The organism is Acetobacter estunensis (assembly GCF_011516945.1).
GTDB classification, from domain to species: domain Bacteria; phylum Pseudomonadota; class Alphaproteobacteria; order Acetobacterales; family Acetobacteraceae; genus Acetobacter; species Acetobacter estunensis.
The window spans coordinates 42477-61125 of record NZ_WOTH01000018.1; the positions used below are offsets into that span (position 1 = coordinate 42477).

The window sequence follows — 18649 nt, forward strand, 5'->3', positions numbered from 1 at the left end:
GAACAGACCTCTTCAATTACCGAACAAAATGAAACAAAAAATACAAAAATATCATGATGGTATCGTTATCTTTCATCCGATCTGACCTCAGGTTACGTGGGAAATGAATACCCCACCCAGAACACAGCTCTTCCCCGGCCAAGTGTGGTGTTCTTCTCGGGCACACATGCGTCAACGCATCATTGTGTCCGTGGATAAAACCTCCATCACATTCCGGCTGGAAGGAGAGTCGGAAGACAGTCCACTACATTATTCAGAAACAAGCCTGTTTCTTGCGTGGGTCCGACGGCATAACGCCTCTCTACTTTCCTCGACTTTCATTTCTGTGGACAAGCGAATATCCGATCAGGAAACCGGATTACGCCTCCGACAAGCGCGTCTGGCAGCCAATCTTTCGCAGGTCGAACTTGCACAACGCGCCAATATCTCGCGCTCTGCCATTGCTCTATGGGAAACCGGAAGAAAAGGGTGCTCTCTCAAACGCCTCACCCAGATCGCCCATGCGCTCGATCTCGATATCGTGGATCTGATTTCATCCGTTGAGAAAGATCCTCGAAAAAGCGAAGAACATTACCTTCTGTCCCTTTTTCGCAAGGTCGATGAATGCTCACGCCATGAAATACTGCGATGGCTGTCCACACGAGTCCGTTGAAATATTTCTGAATTTTGAAAATCTTTTTCACAATATACAAACATCCATAGATGCAAGAATTGTACACTGTCCACATGACGTGAATAATCATATCCGAATTCATGAAGAGACGTTTTCGAAAGAGAAAGGCCTCAGAAAAACCAATGATTTTTATAGTCTTATGAAATATATTAAAAAGACGATGATAAAAATGAGCCTTTCAGGATAATATCCCGAAAGGCTCATCACAGATCGGAATCTGCAGGTGATCTTCACAGGATGCTATATCCCGGAAGATCACTTATGGTTTCTATTACTTTTTCTGCGGAGCGACCGACGCAGCAGTAGACCCGGTCGCAGCAGGCGTAGCGGCTGGGGTTGTGTCTGTCGGAGCCGTTACAGCCGGTGTTGCTGTAGTGTCAGGCTGAGGCTGCCTAAAAGCGGATACCCAGCCCTTTGTCGACGATTCAGTGGGCACAGAGCGACGGACACAGCCGCGAATAATGGTGGAACAGACACCATCCGTGCCGACCAGCATGTCGTTGTCACCGCTGTAGTAAACGTCATGCACTTTTCCATCGACAAGCCGGAAATCCGCCACACAACTGTTGCCGGCCCCCCCACCGATGTCCTTGACGATGTTTACGATCGGTTCCACCGGAATGAGAGTGGAACCTGATGAGGTCTCGATGTTACGGCCACGCTGATATTCAGCAATCGTTACATGATCATTGACCTTCTGGGTCTTGGTCGGAATGCCGGCGCAGGCCTGCATGTCCTCTTCCGTCATCCCGATCATGGTTTGCTGCGCCTTATGCGCAATGCGCGATGCGTAATACCCGCATCCGCTCAGTCCCAGCAGTGTTGAAAGCGCACCGACCCGCATAACGGAGACGACAACCGACATATTCATCCACAAAACCCTTTTCATTCCTGAGCACGTTTCTACCAGATCAATGCTCTTCTGTCATAATTGACATAAAGTAACAGAGAAAATATTCGCCAATTCACATTCTTTTCTGAACATCACTTGCACAAAAGAAAACCCGACACGAAGCCTCGTGCCGGGTTTCTCTCATATTCCGCATTTTATGGACACTTAGTCCCGCCGGATATCCGGCGCTTTGGCTTCTTCGCCCAGTCGCGTCACAGCCTCATCCAGCGTCAGCATCTCCTGATCCGCTCCGCCAAGACGACGCATGGCGACAGTGCTCGCCTCTGCTTCCTTGCGGCCCACCACAAGAATGACCGGCACACGTGCCAGACTATGCTCGCGGATCTTGGCGTTGATCTTGTCCGCTCGCGTGTCGGCCTCAACCGTGAGGCCCGCCTTGCGCAGTCGCGTCACCACCTCTTCCGCATAGGGTGCCGCATCGCTCACGATACTGGCCACGACCACCTGCGTAGGTGCCAGCCACAGCGGGAACTTACCGGCGTGCTGCTCGATCAGGATACCGATGAACCGCTCGAATGAGCCAAGAATGGCGCGATGCAGCATGACAGGACGATGTCGTGCGCTGTCCTCACCGATATAGGTAGCGTCCAGACGCTCGGGCAGCACAAGGTCCACCTGCAACGTACCACACTGCCAGTCACGCCCGATGGCGTCGCGCAGCACAAATTCCAGCTTGGGGCCGTAGAACGCGCCTTCCCCGTGGTTGTATTCATACTCCACGCCCGCGATCTCGCACGCCTCTCTGAGCGCGGTCTCAGCCTTGTCCCAGACTTCATCGGAACCGGAACGCTGTTCCGGACGGTCCGAGAACTTGATGCGGAAATGCTCGAAGCCGAGGTCTTTATACACCTCCGAGAGCATGGCCACGAAGCGCACGGTCTCATCGGCGATCTGGTCTTCGGTGCAGAAAATGTGCGCGTCATCCTGCGTAAAGCCGCGCACACGCATGATGCCATGCAGCGAGCCCGACGGCTCGTAGCGGTGACACGCGCCGAACTCTGCCATACGCAGCGGCAGTTCGCGATAAGAGCGCAGGCCATGACGGAAAATCTGCACATGGCACGGACAGTTCATCGGCTTGAGAGCGAGGGTTTTGTCCTCATCCTCCACGGTCGCGATGAACATGTGGTGGCGATATTTGTCCCAGTGACCGGAGGCCTCCCACAGCGCGCGGTCTACAAGCTGCGGCGTGCGTACTTCTTCGTAGCCCGCACGGGTCTGGGCGCGACGCATGTAATCCTGCAACGCCGTGTACAGACGCCAGCCCTTGGCGTGCCAGAACACCTGCCCCACAGCCTCTTCCTGAATGTGGAAGAGATCCATCTCCTTGCCGATACGGCGATGGTCGCGGCGCTCCGCTTCCTCAAGCTGGTGCAGATGCGCTTCCAACTCCTTCTTGTCGCGCCATGCCGTGCCGTAGATGCGTGTTAGCATCGGGTTGCGGTGATCGCCGCGCCAGTAAGCCCCTGCCACTTTCATCAGCTTGAAGGCATTACCGACATCGGCAGTGGTGCGCAGATGCGGACCGCGACAGAGATCGAGCCACTCACCCTGACGATAGATCGAGATTTCCTCGTCCTCGGGCAAATCGCGGATCAGTTCGGCCTTGAAGCGCTCGCCGCGATCCTCAAAGAACCGGATTGCCTCGTCACGCGGCCAGGTCTCGCGGGTAAACGGCGTCTTGGCCGCCACGATTTCGTGCATCCGCTTTTCGATCGCCGCAAAATCCTCGGGCGTGAAGGGTTCGTTGCGGTAGAAATCGTAATAGAAACCGTTCTCGATGGATGGCCCGATGGTCACCTGTGTGCCGGGAAACAGCGACTGCACGGCTTCCGCCAGCACATGGGCGGCATCATGACGGATCATCTCCAGCGCTTCTTCATCCTTGCGGGTGATGAAACGGATGGAGGCATCGTGCTCGATGGTGCGGTCCATGTCGCGCAACTTGCCGTCCACCTCGATGGCAAGCGCGGCTTTGGCCAGACCGGGGCCGATGGACGCGGCAATCTCCGTGCCCGTCACCGTCCCGTCAAACGGGCGAACGGAACCGTCGGGCAGGGTGATGGCAGGCATGGGAGCACTCCACAGCAGGGGTAGGGTGTGAACAGGCAGCCCTCATTGGCTGTCCCTGAAGGATAAAGGCCGATCTTAATGGCGTCAGCCAAGGATCGAGACAACCCTGTCCACGCAAAGAGTTGCCATATCGTGTACCCGTATCACGTCCACCTGCCCTGCCGCGAGACCAAGGGGGGCGGTCAGAGCCGGATCGCTCTCGGCTGAAAACAGCACCACGCAGCGACAACCCATAGCGGCGGCCATATGCATCGGGCCGGTATCGTTGCCCACGGCCAATGCCGCGCGGGCGCATAGACCCCCCAGATCGAGCAGGGACGTGCGCCCCGTCAGATCCAACGCTTCGGGACAACTGGCACAGATCACGGCCGCCAGTTCCGCATCGCCTTTCGCGCCGACCACCACAGGCCGTATTCCGCGTCCGGCCAGTCGCGACGCCAGTTCTCCGAACTGCACCGCAGGCCAGCGCTTGGCCGGACGATGGGGGGCCGCCCCCGGAACGAGCAACGCATAGGGAGCATCGAGAACCGGACCGCCTGCCGCGAGCCATGTCAGATCTGCATCCGGCACGGCGCCAATCCCCGCCATGCGAAGCTGATCGCGCTGACGCATGCGCGTGTGCATTTCATCGCGCCACGGATTGGCGTGCGGCAGGGAGGCGCCTTTCGCAATGCCGGACCATGTGGGTTTTCGGGCCACGCGATGATACCAGTTCGAACGGCTGGAGGTCTGGAGATCGTAGACCAGATCATACCCGCGCAACTGCGCCCGCAGGCGTTTCATGCCCGCAAGATCCGTCAGGCGCGGGCGTGCATCGATCTCCACGCGGTCGAACCACGGACTGGCTTCGCCCAGTTCGCGAAAAGGTGCCGTGGTCAGCAGCGTGATGGCGGCCCCATCATGGTGAGCACGAATGGCCGCGAAAGCTGGAAAACTCTGCACGAAATCGCCCAGCGCCCCCAGGCGGATGACCAGAATACGCCTCGAATGAGACTTCATGCGCGGATCACGGCGTGGCCGCATGAGAGGCTGTCGCCATGCCTGAGGACACCGTTTCATGACTGGGGGGCAACGCATCCGGATCGGCGGCAAGCACGTCCAGATCCTGCCGGGCAAGGTCCGCTTCATGGGAATCTGGAGCAAGGTCGATGACGCGCTGCCAGTCGGCCTGAGCACCCGCCAGATCGTTCAGGCGCTGCCGGATGATGCCGCGATCCAGCAGCGCTGCCGGATCATCCGGATCGGCCGCCAGTGAGAGAGCCACATCACGATTGGCCTGCTCAGGCTGGTTCAATGCCAGTTCGGCGGAGGCGCGCAGGCGATGCGTCTCGGACGAAAGGATCGGGTCGTTGCCAAGAGCAGACAGGACACCCAAGGCCTGCTCCGGTTCTTTCAGGCGCAGGAACGCGCGGGCTTTCAGGAGATGCAGGACAACCGACTCAGGCTCCAGTTCCAGCCCGTAATCGCTGGACGCCACGGCCTTCCCGGGCTGGTCTGCCGCCAGCCACGCGCGCGCGGCATCGGCGGCCACATCGGCCCGCTCTTCGGGTGAACTGTCTTCCGTTTCCTGTGGTCCCCGTCTCCTGTCCCGCGCCAGCCGGTCAAGCTCTTCCGCGGCCAGCGGTGCATTACCAAGCAGCACGTTCGAGAGGGCCGAGCAATGGCGAACCGCCCGTTCATCGCCCGCAGTGGCGTGTGACGCCACATAATCCTCCACGCCCGACGGGTCTTCATCCAGCAACGCCAGACATTCGGAAAAGGAAAAGGGTGGCAAAGTGTTTCGCGTGTCTGCCGGCTTGCTGGAAGTCCGTGCCGCCCATCCCGGTGAATTGGACAAAAAGAGGCCCAGAGTCAGTAAAAGAAGGCCCAGACATACCCTTCTCTTGCTCCGTGCCCACGCTTTCGGTGGCATTCGCAACAGAACCGGGGACACTGAGAATGGAAGGGCGACAGACATATCCGCCATTGACCGTCCGAGACCGTGATGGGTCAACCCCTGTGGATGCAGTCCCTGACAGAGCGTGCTATCCGGATTCATCATGCATGTGCCGTCCCACCGCCCTACCATACTTCAGGTTCTGCCTGCACTTGAGAGTGGCGGAGTGGAACGCGGCACCATCGAGATGGTCGAGGCGATTACGCGCGGTGGTGGACAGGCACTGGTGGCCAGCGCTGGTGGCAGGCTCGCACCGATGGTGGAGCGCGCGGGTGGCCGGCACGTCACACTGTCCATCGGGCGAAAATCGCCACTGGCCGTTCTGTCCAACACACTGCATCTCAAGCGGCTGATTCGACGGGAAAAGGTCGATCTGGTTCACGCGCGTTCCCGAATCCCGGCATGGGTGGCGCATCGCGCCTGCAGGCAGACCGGCACTCCGTTCGTGACAACGTGGCATGGTGTTCACAACGCCACGACACGCGCCAAGAAGTTCTACAATTCCGTGCTCGCCGCCGGAGACAGGGTGATCGCCATCAGTCGCTTCATCGCCCATCGGCTTCGCAGCGAGTATGACGTTTCGGAAGACCGTCTGCGCGTGATCCCGCGTGGCGCGGATATCCGCCAGTTCGACCCCAGCCGTGTGAGCGGCACCCGCATGCAGGCCCTTCTGGACAGTTGGGGTATCGAGGACGATTCCGTTCTGATCCTCATGCCCGGACGACTGACGGAGTGGAAAGGGCAGGGGCTGCTGCTTGACGCACTCGCACTCATGACCCGCGAAAGGATGACCCACACACCATGGACCTGTGTGTTTGTGGGCACAGCGCCCGAACGCTCGGACTTTCCTCAGATTCTGGCCGCACAGGCACAGGAACGGGGGCTGAACGGACGCATCCGTTTTGGCGGACATTGCGCGGACATGCCCGCAGCATTGCTGCTGGCAGGACTGGTCGTGGTGCCTTCGCTCCGCCCCGAACCCTTCGGGCGCGTGGTGGTGGAGGCGCAGGCCATGGCCTGTCCGGTCATTGTGGCGGCTCATGGAGCGGCCATGGAAACCGTGACCCATGGAGAGACAGGCATCCTCTTTCGACCTGGAGACGCGGCCGATCTTGCGCGCATGATCGCCGCCACGCTGGAAGCTAGCGATGACCAGTGCGCGGCCATGGGGCAGCGTGCCCGCGACAATGTGCTGGCCCACTACACCACACGCAACCTGCAACTGGCGACGCTGGGGGTGTATGATGAACTGCTGGGCACGCATATGCGCAAGCAGGCCCTTGCCTCGGAAAGTTGAGCGGCCCGCCGGTCGCGGCCTCTTCTCATGCGTGTTAGAGGCACACAGTGACGGCAGGCCTGCTGTTGACCCCGCTTCGTTCGCGAATAGGACAGGATATTTCCCATGACAGATCGTGTTGCCATCATTACCGGCGGCAGCCGCGGCATCGGTGCTGCCATTGCCGAACGTCTTGCCAAGGACGGCTTCAACATTGCCATTACCTATACCCGCAATGCGGAGGCCGCCAAGCGCGTGACCGACATGGCGGAAAAGCTCGGTCGTCGCGCCATCGCCATCCGCTCCGATGGCGGCAATATCGAGGACAACAGTTCTCTGGTGGGCAAGGTCGTGGACGCTCTGGGACGGGTGGATGTGCTGGTCTGCAATGCTGGCGCCTATCCCTATGGCGGCCCTGACACCATGACGCGTGAAGACATCGTCAAGACGCTCGATCTGAACATGCGCGGCGTGATGATCGAAGCCGTGGAAGCTGCGCGCGTGATGAAGGCCGGTGGACGCATCATCCTCATGGGATCGGCCTTTGGCGAGCGCGTGCCGGTGCCCGGTATCTCGATTTACGCCGCGACCAAGGCGGGTCTTGTCGGTTTTGCCAAGGGACTGGCCCGCGATCTGGGTCCAAAGGACATCACCGTCAATGTCATCCAGCCCGGTCCGATCGACACCGATCTCAATCCCGAAGATGGCGCTGCCGCCGATGCCCTGCGCGCCGTTCTCGCTATTCCGCGTTATGGCAAAGTGGCGGACATCGCCAGTTTCACAGGTTTTCTCGCCAGTCCGCAGTCGTCCTATATTACAGGTGCGGCGCTGAGTGTGGATGGTGGACTGACAGCCTGATCCGGAGAACTCTGTTCTACTGCCCTTGACCCGCCAAAGGTTGCAGACCTTTGGAAACTATTAGGGGATCTACGATCTCTTCCGGGTCTGGGCAGTGCCCGGGCACCCTACAAGATTACAGAAACAGTCGTCTTTATTCAGTGCGTTTCAGCAAGTCGTTGCATAAAGTAAACGGTTTCAAGCGCCTGTTCACGTGCCGTCTTTTCAGCATCGTCCGCGTCAGATTTTCCATTCCTGCTCCCATTGTCATAAAAGAATGGGAGAGACAGTGCACTGAGATGCGCAACAAGAGAACGGATACCTACCGGATTGGTCGCTTCATCCAACACGGAGGACACAATAAAAGGTTCCGGATAATGGATACCCAGCTTCATTCCCTCAAAAAGAGTGTCATATTCAGAGCTTTTCGTGTCTGCTGTATCCGGTGATGACATGTTCATGACAACTGCGTTCCACAAGGAAGGATAACGGACAAAAGCCTGGCTCATCAGGAACCCTTCTGTCGGACGGCCTTTGATTCCCAGATGCTCAGCGGTTGTGATGTGGTGTGCCAACAGATCGCGCCCAACAGACGCAAGCCTCTCCACTTCATGTCCGTCTTTCCCGATATCGGCCACGGCCAGCACACCACCTCTTTCCAGCCAGAGACTTCCCATAACAGGATCATAAGCAGAAGGTTGCAAAGACCCGACATCTCCAGAAGTCATGAGAATAACTGGATTGTTCCCATCCTTTTTTATGCTCACTGGATGCACGAGAAAATATGGACTCTGTAAACCATCTGCGGAAGCTGTAGTGAAATGTTCCACAGTCAGCGACGTGCTTTCAAAGAGTGGTGGTGACTGTCTGATAACAACAGGCTGCGCCATATCCGGCTGCATGAGCCAGATACGGGGTGGATCGAGAAAACCTTCCGTCTCGAGAAGACATTGACCGGATGCGACATCTGACGTCGCGATATGAATCGCTCCTTGCTTTGGTAACGAAATATTCCGATGCATCCATGTCATATGTTCGGCTGGTGATGCCAGAAACAGAACGGCGTGATTCTCAGAATCATGACGAAAAACAGCAACAATTCCATCATGTATGACGGATGTTTCAAGAATATCCTCTTTTTCGCCTGCAGGAAACAAAATCGAAATGGTCTTGTCCTTGCTTTCAGGATCGACCGATATGAGGCTTCCCGCATGAACATGCTTCCCATCTGGAGAGAACCAGTCCTGATGCAGCGAAAAAACCAACTGTCCCCGCACCATTCCCACAAGATCAATCCGCTCGGGAAGATCCAACCACTTCACATGACCGGAATCGTCCCCATGAAATGCCGTGTCCATTCCATCAAGTAAACCAAACTTCGTCGTATTTTCCGGAAGACTTTTCTGGAGAAGAAGACGACTTTGTCCGTCGCTATCCACCACATTCAGCGGATGGAACGTACTGTCAGCCGACTGAGCGCGCGCAATTTCCAGCGCCTGCGAAAAATTCTGGTTTCTTATGACACGACGAACCACGGAAACCGAATTCTCATTATCCTTTTCCGATGTTTTCTCATTTCTTGAAACAAGAAGCGTGTCACGGTCTACCCAGGCAACGGACAGATTTTTCCCGTGAAACGTGAAACCATTCGAGATGAACAGACCCGCCTGCGTGTCGTATTCCCGCAGGGTACGCTCTTCATGCTCCTTTTCAGAAAGCTCTATCAGACAATAGCGTTCTTTTGGTTGCAGACAGATCGTGCCATGAAAGACCCAGTCCCGATGCTCGTCCTTCGAGAGATGGTCCAGATCGAGTTTCGTCCGCCATCCCGGAAGCTGCGTGCGGAACGACGCTAAAGTCGTCTGGCGCCATATGCCGCGTGGATGACCGGCATCCTGCCAGAAATCCCAGATATGGCCCGCAAGGAATGTGGGATGCTCCAACCGGTGTGGATCGCGCAGCACTGTCAGGGCCTTCTGATAAAGAGCCTCAAACAGCATGGAGCCACCGAGTTGCTGCTCGGTTCGCAGGCTTGGATCGGTCGGATCTTTCGGTGTGCCTTTGCCATGCCCGTCCTGTTGAACGGAGGGAACAGCGGTAGCCAGTGCAAAGTTGTCGCCTGTCAGGCACAGACCCGCACACATCGTGGCCAGAATGAGAAGCTGACGCTTCATGAACGTCTCCACGTCTGGGAAAAGACAGCGACAGCCCTTGGTGCGCGGCAGTGTCGTTCATTCACCTTGACGGAAGAATAACGCAAAGCAGGATTATTTAAGAGAAAAAGGAAACAGTCGTTTCCGTATCACCGGTTCCGCAGCAAAAGGGGAACTGGTGGAGCCAATCGGGATCGAACCGACGACCTCCTGAATGCCATTCATGGGCTGTAAGATACCCTCAAAGTGCCTGATGGTGCCTAATCGTGGCAAAACAATAGGTTAAAGGATAAGGCCGGAGGCGGTGAGGTGACTGGTGATGCCTCAAGGTGCCTGTAATACGCTTTCAGATGAGTCCGGATTGAGTCCGGAAACAAAGCGCCAGCCGGAAAAATGGGCGGGACGGGGTATGAAAAATTCTGGGGGGATACACATTTGTAGGTGTATAGGTGTACTAGGTGTAACTCACATATATAATATACTGTTTTCCTTGTATTTTTTCCCTAAAATCTGATTACACCTTTCATTTTCAAAGGTGTAACAGGTGTAACCAAGGCATCGGATGAAGCTCACAAAACGGGAAATAGACGCCCTGGCCTGCCCGCCGGGGAAGCGGGACTGCATGTTCATGGATGATGAGCTGCGAGGGTTTGCCGTCCGTGTGACCGAGACCGGAAGCAAGGTTTTCCTGTTCCAGTATCGCTTTGGTGGTCGTGTGCGGCGGCTCGTGCTGGGGCCGTATGGCGACCTGACGCCTGCACAGGCCCGGAAAATGGCCGAGGAAGCCCGTGGGCGCGTTCTGGCGGGCTATGATCCAGTCGGGGAAAAGAAAGCCCGCATCCTGTCCGCACAGACTGAGACAATACGCCAAGAGGCGGAAGCTGTGGCTGACGCCCTGACGATGCGCGTTCTTGTGGATCGATGGCAGGATGGGCCGCTGCGGGAGCGTAGCGCCTCCTACCGCAAGGACGCCCCTGAAAGGCTACGGGCCTCGTTCGCAGCTCTCCTCGACTGTCCAGCCCGCTCAATCACCTCAAGCGAATTGCAGTTACGTCTCGATGAAATCGCGGGTCAGCATCCTGTCATGGCCAGAAGGCTGCATGATTACGGGCGGGCGATGATGACATGGGCGCAGAAGCGTCAGCTCATAGAAGCCAATCCTTTCGGCAGCGTGATCGTGGAAGGTGGCAACGTCTCACGGGATCGGGTGCTGACAGATCAAGAGCTTTCGGCCTACTGGAACGCCTCCGGTGAGCTTCCTTATCCCTTCGGTCCTTTCTTCCGTCTTCTGGCCCTGACGCTGCAACGCCGGGATGAAGTAGCGGACATGAAATGGTCAGAGTTGGACCCGGACCTGACCAGTTGGACTATTCCAGCAGAGCGGGCGAAGAACGGACGGGCACATATCGTCCACCTCTCGGAGCCAGCCAGTCAGATCCTCGCCAGCCTTCCCAGGCAGAGCAACCCGAAAACCGGCGCCATCTCTCCCTACGTCTTCACGACCAACGGACGCACGCCGATTTCAGGCTTCTCCAAGGCAAAGGCGCGTCTCGTGGAATTGATGACAAAGCCGGAGGGATCACAGGCCGGAAAAAAGACCCCACTCCTGCCTGGAACGGACTGGCGGCTTCATGACCTCCGGCGCACCGGCGTCACGGTTATGGCGCGGCTTGGGATTGGTCATCACGTAGCTGGCCGGGTGCTGAATCATGTGCAGGGAGCCATCAAGGGCGTGGCGGCGGTCTATCAGCGCCATGAGTTTTTGACTGAGCGTGCGGCGGCCCTGGATACGTGGACGCAGCATGTGGTGGCTGTGGCTGATGGGGCGGGCTTCAAACCCACGCGCGGCAACGTGGTGCCGCTGCGGAGGTAAGGTGATTTCTGGTTACGATTTCTTCCGGGTGCTTTTCGCCAGTTGTTTCACCTTGTCTACCGCCTCCATGAAGTGAAGTTCCACGGCGCTTGGCTCCTCGATAGCGCGTTTACGCCAGCGCTCAAACTCTTCTCCGCCCTTCTGTTTCGCGGCTGATGCTGTGCATTTTCCTGCGTGCGTCAACACATCCCGATCACCCAAACGGAGGAAATCGTCCAGTTTGGCGACCCATGCCTGCATCGTCATCTGTCTGCGGTTCATGGCCTGAAATTCGGCAAATTCCAGATAGGCGGAGACGATACGATTCAGCGCATGAAGCTCTTCGTCGCTGAGGTAGTTCTTGGCTATGACAGCATCAGCCTTGCGTGGAGGGCCACCCTTCGGCTGGTTGGACCAAGAAGTAAGCCCCTTGTGGTCCCTGTCGGCATCAGCCCTGCTGACCACGATTTCAGCCGCTGTGTGCCCATGTGCAGCCCAGTGCATCTTGTTCTGAACGGTCTGGAAAAACCGTGTGGAAGCTTCTGCTGACGGGTCATAGTCGATGCTGGTAGCGTAAATCTCCAGTATCTTTTTATAGAACTGTTTTTCCGATGACCGAATGTCCCGGATGCGGGCAAGAAGCTCTTCGAAATAATCCGCGTCAGGATCCTTCAGCCGGGCATCGTCCATAGCGAAGCCCTTGACCAGATATTCTGACAGGACGCTGTTCGCCCACCTCCGAAACTGGGTGCCTCGCGAGCTACGGACTCGAAAGCCAACGGCAAGAATTGCTGAAAGATCGTATACATCAACCTCCCGGCTGACTTCCCGATCTCCTTCCAATTGAACTATCCGGAATTTCCGGATAGTTGCCTCAGGATCGCATTCTCCTTCAGCGTAAATGTTACGAAGATGCTCGTTGATAGTACGAACATCTTTAGCAAATAGATCAGACATCTCCTTTTGAGTGAGCCAAACGGTTCCATCGACCGCCCGAAGCTGGATCGCCTGTTTGCCGTCCTCGGTCGTGTAGAGGATGATCTCGCCATTGCTCATACTGTCGTGTCCTTCCTCAGCTGGCGCCAAAGGAGAAATCTTACCTTTGGCGGAAATGCGAGCGTTCAGGATTGCCTGCATGCTGGCTATAGCGGCGTCCGGCCATGATCAACACTCTCTCCGCATTGTACCATCCGTCCCGCAGCCGTATGTTCAAAATGAACAAGACAGGGGCGGTCAATGGCGCAGACACAGATCAACCTTGAACGACTGGCGAAAGTCTGGGCTCTGGTCGAAAGCGGCAACGAAGGCGAGATAGACGCCGCTCGAAGCCGTGCCACCGCGATGGTGGAACCGTTCGGATATGTGATCGAGGACATCCCCGATCTTCTGGCTGAAGGCGGCTTCGGAGATGGAGCGCCGACCGCTGGTCCCGGCGGGTTCACGTTCTACAACATGAACAATCCAGCCCATGTGAAAGCATGGGGACGCGAGAACGCCGCCAAACGGCGGAGATGGATGCGGGAGAATGCTGATCGGATCGCGGAAGTGATTGCTCGCTACGGATCAGAGGAAGCGGTTTTCGCCAGGACACCAGAGGAGCTGGCTCTGGATGCCGCTGTTGAGCCGTTCAGAGATCCGAGGGTGGAGGGGAGTTTTCCGACCTTCGATGGGCAATCATTCCGTCCCACTGAAAAGGTTGCCGAAGCGATGGGCCGGATGGTGCCGTGGCCTGAAACGATACCCGATGCACTGGCTGAGTATCAGGCTTGGGAGAGGTTGGTGGATGACCGGAATATCACGGGCGGTAACGAGCAGGCGGAATATCTGAGCGCAGGAGCAGATCTGCGACGGACACATCTCGGGGACATGGTCGAGAAGCTGATACCAGCCCGGAACCTATCTGATGTGATCGTGCGCCTAAGGTTCCAGGTGGAAAGCGAGGGCATTTATGACGATGCGAAAGCCGTTCTTGCTGACCTTGAGCGATTGGAGAGTGAGGGGAATGCCGACACACCCGACCACAATGAAGCCGCTCCCCCGTTCAAATTGAACACCGCAAGCCAACGACGGGCAGAGGTGAAGCGTATCCTTGCCACCCCGGAAGGTAGGGCGATGACCCTGCGAGAGGTGGCTTCGCGGGCACGGGTGTCGCCAGCCACCGTGATGAATATCCGCAGACGTATGGCGTCCTGATGTGTGTTCAGATTGAACGCGGCACTTCAATTCTTCCACGATAGGGAATTCGGGATACTGCCTGCGTGGAGAACAGCGACGTCCTAAGCCTGCACCAACGGTGCAATGGTCTATGAAGAACCATCCAGCTACCCGACACCGACCCGTTACCGATGTGTCACCATCACCGATACAGACCCGTCACCTACCCATCCGACTACCATGTCGCCACTCATCTACCACCCAAGCAACCACCACCTCGCCACCCCACAAAAGACGGTTCTTCATACACCATTGCACCGTTGGTGCAGGGGCGCTGTCCTTCAGGTGACAAAGCTGCCCTGGACGAAGTGAGGGATTGTTACGATCAGGTCCATTTCTGCTCAGGCGCTTGCTCTTGGCGCTGACCAGGGCCAGAGGCAAAACCAGTCAGACTCTCGTAATGGATCAGATATTCAACCGAACGAAACAAAACGTGATACCGCCAAAAGTGTACCATTAGGCATCACTGGGCACCGTTAGGTATTTACAGGCACAATAGAAATAATCTCTTATAAATTCTCCTATTGTCATAAAATATCTAAACCATAATCTCGCTCTGGAACCACAGAACAGGGCAAGATTTTTGATGGATCTGAAGCTCCTTTCAATCAACGAAGCGGCCGACCAGGCGCGTGTCACGTCGCGTACAATGCGGCGATACATCGCGGAAAATATTGGTCCGCGCGTCACCCGTGTGGGCGGACGCGTGTTCATCCAGGAACAGCATTTCCGGAACTGGATACGCAATGGCGTGTCCAGCCAACTTCCGAAAGAAACAACATGAAAAATAGTAGTCCGTTCGCATATTTGCGGAAACGCAATGCAAAGGCTGTAAGCAAGAAGCTCGGTGCATCCAATGGATCTGGATCACAGATGAGCAATTTCCTCCATCTGAACACTCCTCAAAGAGGCGCCGCTGCTGCGGAAGCAACACATAGCGATCCTTCGCCAGGCCAAAGACTTTTTGCCGCTCATCAGAAGCGAGTGGCAGCAAAAGATTATTCCGTCCCGCCTCAGCCTGCTCATGCAGTAACGCCGCCGCTACCCGCAACTAAAGGTCGCCTTACGCCTGGGCAAAGTCTTGTCTCCGCCTATCAACGTCAGGTGGCAGCCAAAGAGTCGGTCAATCATCCTCACGCCGCTGACGCATCTCCAAGTGAACGCATGCTTGGCTGGGCAGAGCGTCGCCCTGCCTGATCGCGATTTTCATTCATCGCTCACGTTTCCCGTCATGAGGAAGCGGCCCTCTCTTCCTCTAAGGACTTTCAATCCATGGTTAAAATTTCCGGTAATTCGGCTTTTATGTCCTCCTCTGACGAAGAGCCAAAACCTGCAGTTCCTCGTCAGTTCGGGGACGAGGTAACGGTTGTTGTGCCGCGTGCGTCCGATAAGCAGTCGGACTCCAATTCTGAACGGCTTGCGAAAATGCGTACGGCCTTGAAAAACCTGCAGGAATCACAGGGCAGTTTGCAGGATAACTATGATGCCAAACAAGAGAGTGCGCAAAAGGCCAAGGAAATTTCTATGGGCCTCAAAGAACGCTTAGCCAGTTTTTCTGACTTGAACGACCAAATCGATGCATTTTACCAGAAGCAGATTGAAGACAATATCAGCGCGGATGACATCAGCATTACTGCTGAGCTTCCGCCTCATCTTGCCGATCGTAAGCGTGAGTTCGATGGTCTCGAACGCCAGATCGTCGTAGCGGAAAGCTGTGCGCAAAAGAGGAGAGAAGAAGCTAAGGCAGCCTATAAAGAAATTAAGGAATTCGAGCAGAAGAAAACGGACGCAGTTCAGCAAATCATGTCCTACATTGCGGAGATGCATTGCAACGACATTCAATCTCTTTGGAATAAATACGCTAATGCTGTTGTCGATCTTCTGGGTCTGACACGGCAAAATTTTCAGCAAATGGATATTTATGCTTCGTCAATCCGAGAACAGCCCGTTTACAGCTGTATGCCGCTGACTGTGAATCAGCGTGTGTATGCAGCTGCGCAAGGATATCGGCTGGATATCAATCTGATCGCCGCCCAGTATTTGAGGAAACTGGAAAAAGACCAGAATAAATGGTCCGGAGTCATCAAGCGATTACAGGAAGATGCTTACGCTGATTGCAGCGATCCATGTCCGGAACTGCCGGGGATCTCCGTAACTGGCTGACAGCTTAATGCAGCGTCATGTTACCCCACCACTCCGCCGTGACGTGAGCATGTGCCGCGAGAGTGACGACTGAAACTGAATGATCCGTCCGCACACTCGGCGACCGCTCCACGGGGCGCTTTGCCGTTCTTCGTGTGGGCGGGGGAGTGCACAGTCTGGCCGCTCACGTTCCGGTAGTGCTTGTGTTCCACCAGCTGGGCCTCATTCCGGCTCCTCAGTTGCTGGGGCGTGCTTGCGGGGCGCGGTAACGGTCTTGTCTGTGTGAGTGCCTGTGCCAGCAGGAGAGAAGGCTCTGGCTGCTGTTGGAACCAGAGCGATGAAACCGGCAATATCTCCTCGGCGTCCTTCACTGACAGGCAGGGACGGTTCAGATCAACCCGGACTTCACCGCGGCCACAACTGAGCCTCATCCATTACGGATAGTGCGGAAGTGAAGTGGACGGTGGACGGTGGACGGTGGATAGCGGAGCAAGCATCGCACAAATAATGGGAGGCTTCGGCCCTCCTTTCTTTTACGCACCTACTTCCGCGGGAATGTCCCCGAGTCATAAGGAATTCTCAACAGATCAAGAGAACACCCGATGAAGAAAATCCATCATTCAAAACGGAAGTCTGTAACATAACGATCCCCACCTCGGAAGCTCTAGCATGGCTGCCCTCGGTGCTGCCCGAGCCTTACGCAAGGATCTGGTGGCGATCATCGCGTTCGCTATCGCTTCATGCGCTCTGGAGACCGCCGGACGCAAACGTATTCATAAGCCAGCGATTGCAATAGCCCCCATAAAACTGGCGAGTTACACAATACTAAGCCACCCTATTCTCAGAATTCACAAGCCAATTTCCCATTTCAGAAATTCTGTCAAAGGGCCTCAAGTGTAATTCTTCTTTTTTTGCTTGGATCTCAAGCTCAAGAATCGCATCATTTACCCGATCAGCTTGTTTCTCTGACATCTGCGGGTCATCGTTTGCTGGTCTAAATACCAACATTTCATGTTTCTTATTAAAAAGACTATTTTTATTATTATCTCTATCAATTAGTAGATCCCACATTTGAAATTTAATCTGTCTGGTAGAAGTAGGGACGCTAGAAAAATTCAGTGTTCCCAAATTTGCTGTCAGATTAACTCCTGAAAAATCTATTTGAACAGAGCCATTACGTGCAGGAACTGCACGTTTTCCAGAAATTCTTAGATCCTCTCGGAAGCAAGAGACGAGACTCTCTTTCTTGGATGCAACATATTTAACAATTAATTTTGCAAGCCGATCTTTTTCTTTAGTCTCTCTACTTGTTTCTGAATATACTATTTTATGTTTATCATCCTCTTCATAAAATGAACAAATCATTCGTGCCCAATTTTTATATATTTCATCTAAATTTCTTCCTGCCGCCTGACGTAAATTGCCCAAGAAAATATTTGATACAATTGATGAGGGACGTGAAAGGGCTTCGATCTTTCTTTCGGCAATATCGTTAATTAAGCAATCAATAAACAAATCAATAAAATTCAATATTGACTTGGCATTTTCACCATATAGACAGTTTAGTTTATAAACAGAATTGATCTTTTTTACTAAAAAATCATCTTTTGATATGGCAGCAAACCCAACGACCAAACGCTCATAGCCTTCGTTTGTCGGATCAAGAACAATAGGAGCCCAATTTGCTTCGATCATGCCTTCCAATGAAGGAAACGCATCGGATGTGATATTCAATTTCATCACATCAACACTCCCAAAGCTTCCTTAACATAATGGTTCACGTAACGCTTCAACATAATGGTTCACGTAACGCTTCCGATCCTTCAAAAATTCCCTCAAAGAAGCAACGCAATTCTCGGGGAGAAGTCCAAAGGAAGAAATTTTATCCACTGCGTGGCAAAAAACGTCACATGAAATCGGACCAAAAAAATTATCAGAATCAGCGACTTGTTTATTTCTATCTGTGTCACACAAATGTGGCGTCATCCATTCGCTCAAGCGATTTTCATAGCACCCGTTGGCGGACAACGTGTGACAAGGCCAATCTGGACCAGAAAAACTATGCCCATGGTCGATGAGCCAAAAATTTTTCTCACCATCGAAAAGTAAATTTCCACAGTGACGATCTATGTTCGCAGTCCAAGTATCGAATCCATAGAGAGCTCCTAAAAACTCCCACTTTTTTAAAGAATTTATCATAAACTTCAATAAAGTATCTTCTATTCTACCATTTCCCATGGTGATAAATGAATATAAATTAGGTTGTTTTACATCCGCACTTGCAAAAACAACAGGGAAACCATCAGGTGTTAAGGGAGCATATTTTGTTTTTATGCTGCCTTTTTCGACTATTGCCAAAAATCCATCCGGAACAGGTAAGCCAATTTCTCTCGCCACCAAAAAAGACAGCAATTCGTTAAATAACTGAGTTGCATCCAAGTCTTTTAGAATGGCGGCTCTTCCCGCGACGTGGAGGGTTCTAAAAACCCCCTGGTTTTGAGGTCTTCTGTATGATTCTATTTCTTCTGCGTTGATTGAGGGAATGGCGATATGAAGCAGTCTGGTTTCTTTGATGTTGAA

At 54.6% G+C, this 18649-nt stretch carries 17 protein-coding genes; 8 read left to right on the top strand and 9 right to left on the bottom strand.

The annotated features are described in order from the left end of the window. Positions 1-166: 166 nt before the first annotated feature. The gene (locus GOB87_RS09820) at positions 167-652 is read left to right on the top strand and encodes a helix-turn-helix domain-containing protein (protein ID WP_166315926.1); all 486 of its coding nucleotides are present in this window, start codon (positions 167-169) and stop codon (positions 650-652) included. A 292-nt stretch (positions 653-944) separates the two neighbouring features. Here GOB87_RS09820 and GOB87_RS09825 read toward each other — a convergent pair whose 3' ends face one another. The 4 genes from GOB87_RS09825 to GOB87_RS09840 all read right to left on the bottom strand — a co-directional run bounded on the left by GOB87_RS09825 (position 945) and on the right by GOB87_RS09840 (position 5433). Beyond that, positions 945-1544: a hypothetical protein gene (locus GOB87_RS09825; RefSeq protein WP_166315929.1), complete on the bottom strand. Its 600-nt coding sequence runs from the start codon at positions 1542-1544 to the stop codon at positions 945-947. A gap of 186 nt (positions 1545-1730) precedes the next feature. Beyond that, entirely contained in the window at positions 1731-3659 is a 1929-nt protein-coding gene (gene thrS / locus GOB87_RS09830; RefSeq protein WP_166315932.1) for a threonine--tRNA ligase, read from the bottom strand. A gap of 84 nt (positions 3660-3743) precedes the next feature. Beyond that, the gene (locus tag GOB87_RS09835) at positions 3744-4658 is read right to left on the bottom strand and encodes a glycosyltransferase family 9 protein (RefSeq protein ID WP_166315935.1); all 915 of its coding nucleotides are present in this window, start codon (positions 4656-4658) and stop codon (positions 3744-3746) included. A 7-nt stretch (positions 4659-4665) separates the two neighbouring features. Further along, positions 4666-5433 carry a tetratricopeptide repeat protein gene (locus tag GOB87_RS09840; protein WP_242006287.1) on the bottom strand — a complete coding sequence of 256 codons (768 nt, stop codon included), beginning with the start codon at positions 5431-5433 and terminating at the stop codon, positions 4666-4668. A gap of 265 nt (positions 5434-5698) precedes the next feature. On the opposite strand from GOB87_RS09840, the gene GOB87_RS09845 reads away from it, so the two are divergent. Both GOB87_RS09845 and GOB87_RS09850 read left to right on the top strand, forming a co-directional pair. Then, positions 5699-6892 carry a glycosyltransferase family 4 protein gene (locus tag GOB87_RS09845; protein ID WP_166315938.1) on the top strand — a complete coding sequence of 398 codons (1194 nt, stop codon included), beginning with the start codon at positions 5699-5701 and terminating at the stop codon, positions 6890-6892. Positions 6893-6997: 105 nt separating this feature from the next. Next, complete coding sequence (locus GOB87_RS09850) at positions 6998-7729, top strand: SDR family NAD(P)-dependent oxidoreductase (RefSeq protein WP_166315941.1); 732 nt, start codon at positions 6998-7000, stop codon at positions 7727-7729. A gap of 137 nt (positions 7730-7866) precedes the next feature. On the opposite strand, the gene GOB87_RS09855 is transcribed toward GOB87_RS09850, so the two are convergent. Beyond that, a complete protein-coding gene (locus GOB87_RS09855) occupies positions 7867-9708 on the bottom strand; it encodes a S9 family peptidase (RefSeq protein WP_166315944.1) in 1842 nt (613 codons plus the stop codon). A gap of 715 nt (positions 9709-10423) precedes the next feature. Here GOB87_RS09855 and GOB87_RS09860 point away from each other — a divergent pair. Beyond that, a complete protein-coding gene (locus GOB87_RS09860; protein WP_166315947.1) occupies positions 10424-11734 on the top strand; it encodes a tyrosine-type recombinase/integrase in 1311 nt (436 codons plus the stop codon). A gap of 12 nt (positions 11735-11746) precedes the next feature. Here the strand turns inward: GOB87_RS09860 and GOB87_RS09865 are convergent, their stop codons facing one another. After that, positions 11747-12850 (bottom strand): virulence RhuM family protein, encoded by a 1104-nt coding sequence (locus tag GOB87_RS09865; protein WP_242006288.1) that lies wholly within the window; start codon positions 12848-12850, stop codon positions 11747-11749. Between the two features lie 99 nt (positions 12851-12949). Here GOB87_RS09865 and GOB87_RS09870 point away from each other — a divergent pair, with 99 nt between their 5' ends. From GOB87_RS09870 to GOB87_RS09885, 4 genes are all read left to right on the top strand, one after another. Next, complete coding sequence (locus GOB87_RS09870; protein WP_166315950.1) at positions 12950-13906, top strand: Lrp/AsnC family transcriptional regulator; 957 nt, start codon at positions 12950-12952, stop codon at positions 13904-13906. Positions 13907-14513: 607 nt separating this feature from the next. After that, the gene (locus GOB87_RS09875) at positions 14514-14711 is read left to right on the top strand and encodes a helix-turn-helix domain-containing protein (RefSeq protein ID WP_166315953.1); all 198 of its coding nucleotides are present in this window, start codon (positions 14514-14516) and stop codon (positions 14709-14711) included. Continuing rightward, on the top strand, positions 14708-15124 hold the full coding sequence (locus GOB87_RS09880; protein WP_166315956.1) for a hypothetical protein: 417 nt from the start codon (positions 14708-14710) through the stop codon (positions 15122-15124). The genes GOB87_RS09875 and GOB87_RS09880 overlap by 4 nt, the downstream gene beginning before the upstream one ends. A 75-nt stretch (positions 15125-15199) precedes the next feature. Further along, entirely contained in the window at positions 15200-16090 is an 891-nt protein-coding gene (locus GOB87_RS09885; protein ID WP_166315959.1) for a hypothetical protein, read from the top strand. A 20-nt stretch (positions 16091-16110) separates the two neighbouring features. Here the strand turns inward: GOB87_RS09885 and GOB87_RS17155 are convergent, their stop codons facing one another. The 3 genes from GOB87_RS17155 to GOB87_RS09900 form a co-directional block, all read right to left on the bottom strand. Then, a complete protein-coding gene (locus tag GOB87_RS17155; protein ID WP_166315962.1) occupies positions 16111-16500 on the bottom strand; it encodes a DUF3761 domain-containing protein in 390 nt (129 codons plus the stop codon). Positions 16501-16894: 394 nt separating this feature from the next. Then, positions 16895-17809, bottom strand: coding sequence for a hypothetical protein (locus GOB87_RS09895; RefSeq protein WP_166315965.1), 915 nt, complete (start codon positions 17807-17809; stop codon positions 16895-16897). Positions 17810-17833: 24 nt separating this feature from the next. Further along, the coding region (locus GOB87_RS09900; protein ID WP_198911710.1) for a HipA family kinase at positions 17834-18649 on the bottom strand (816 nt) is incomplete at its 5' end.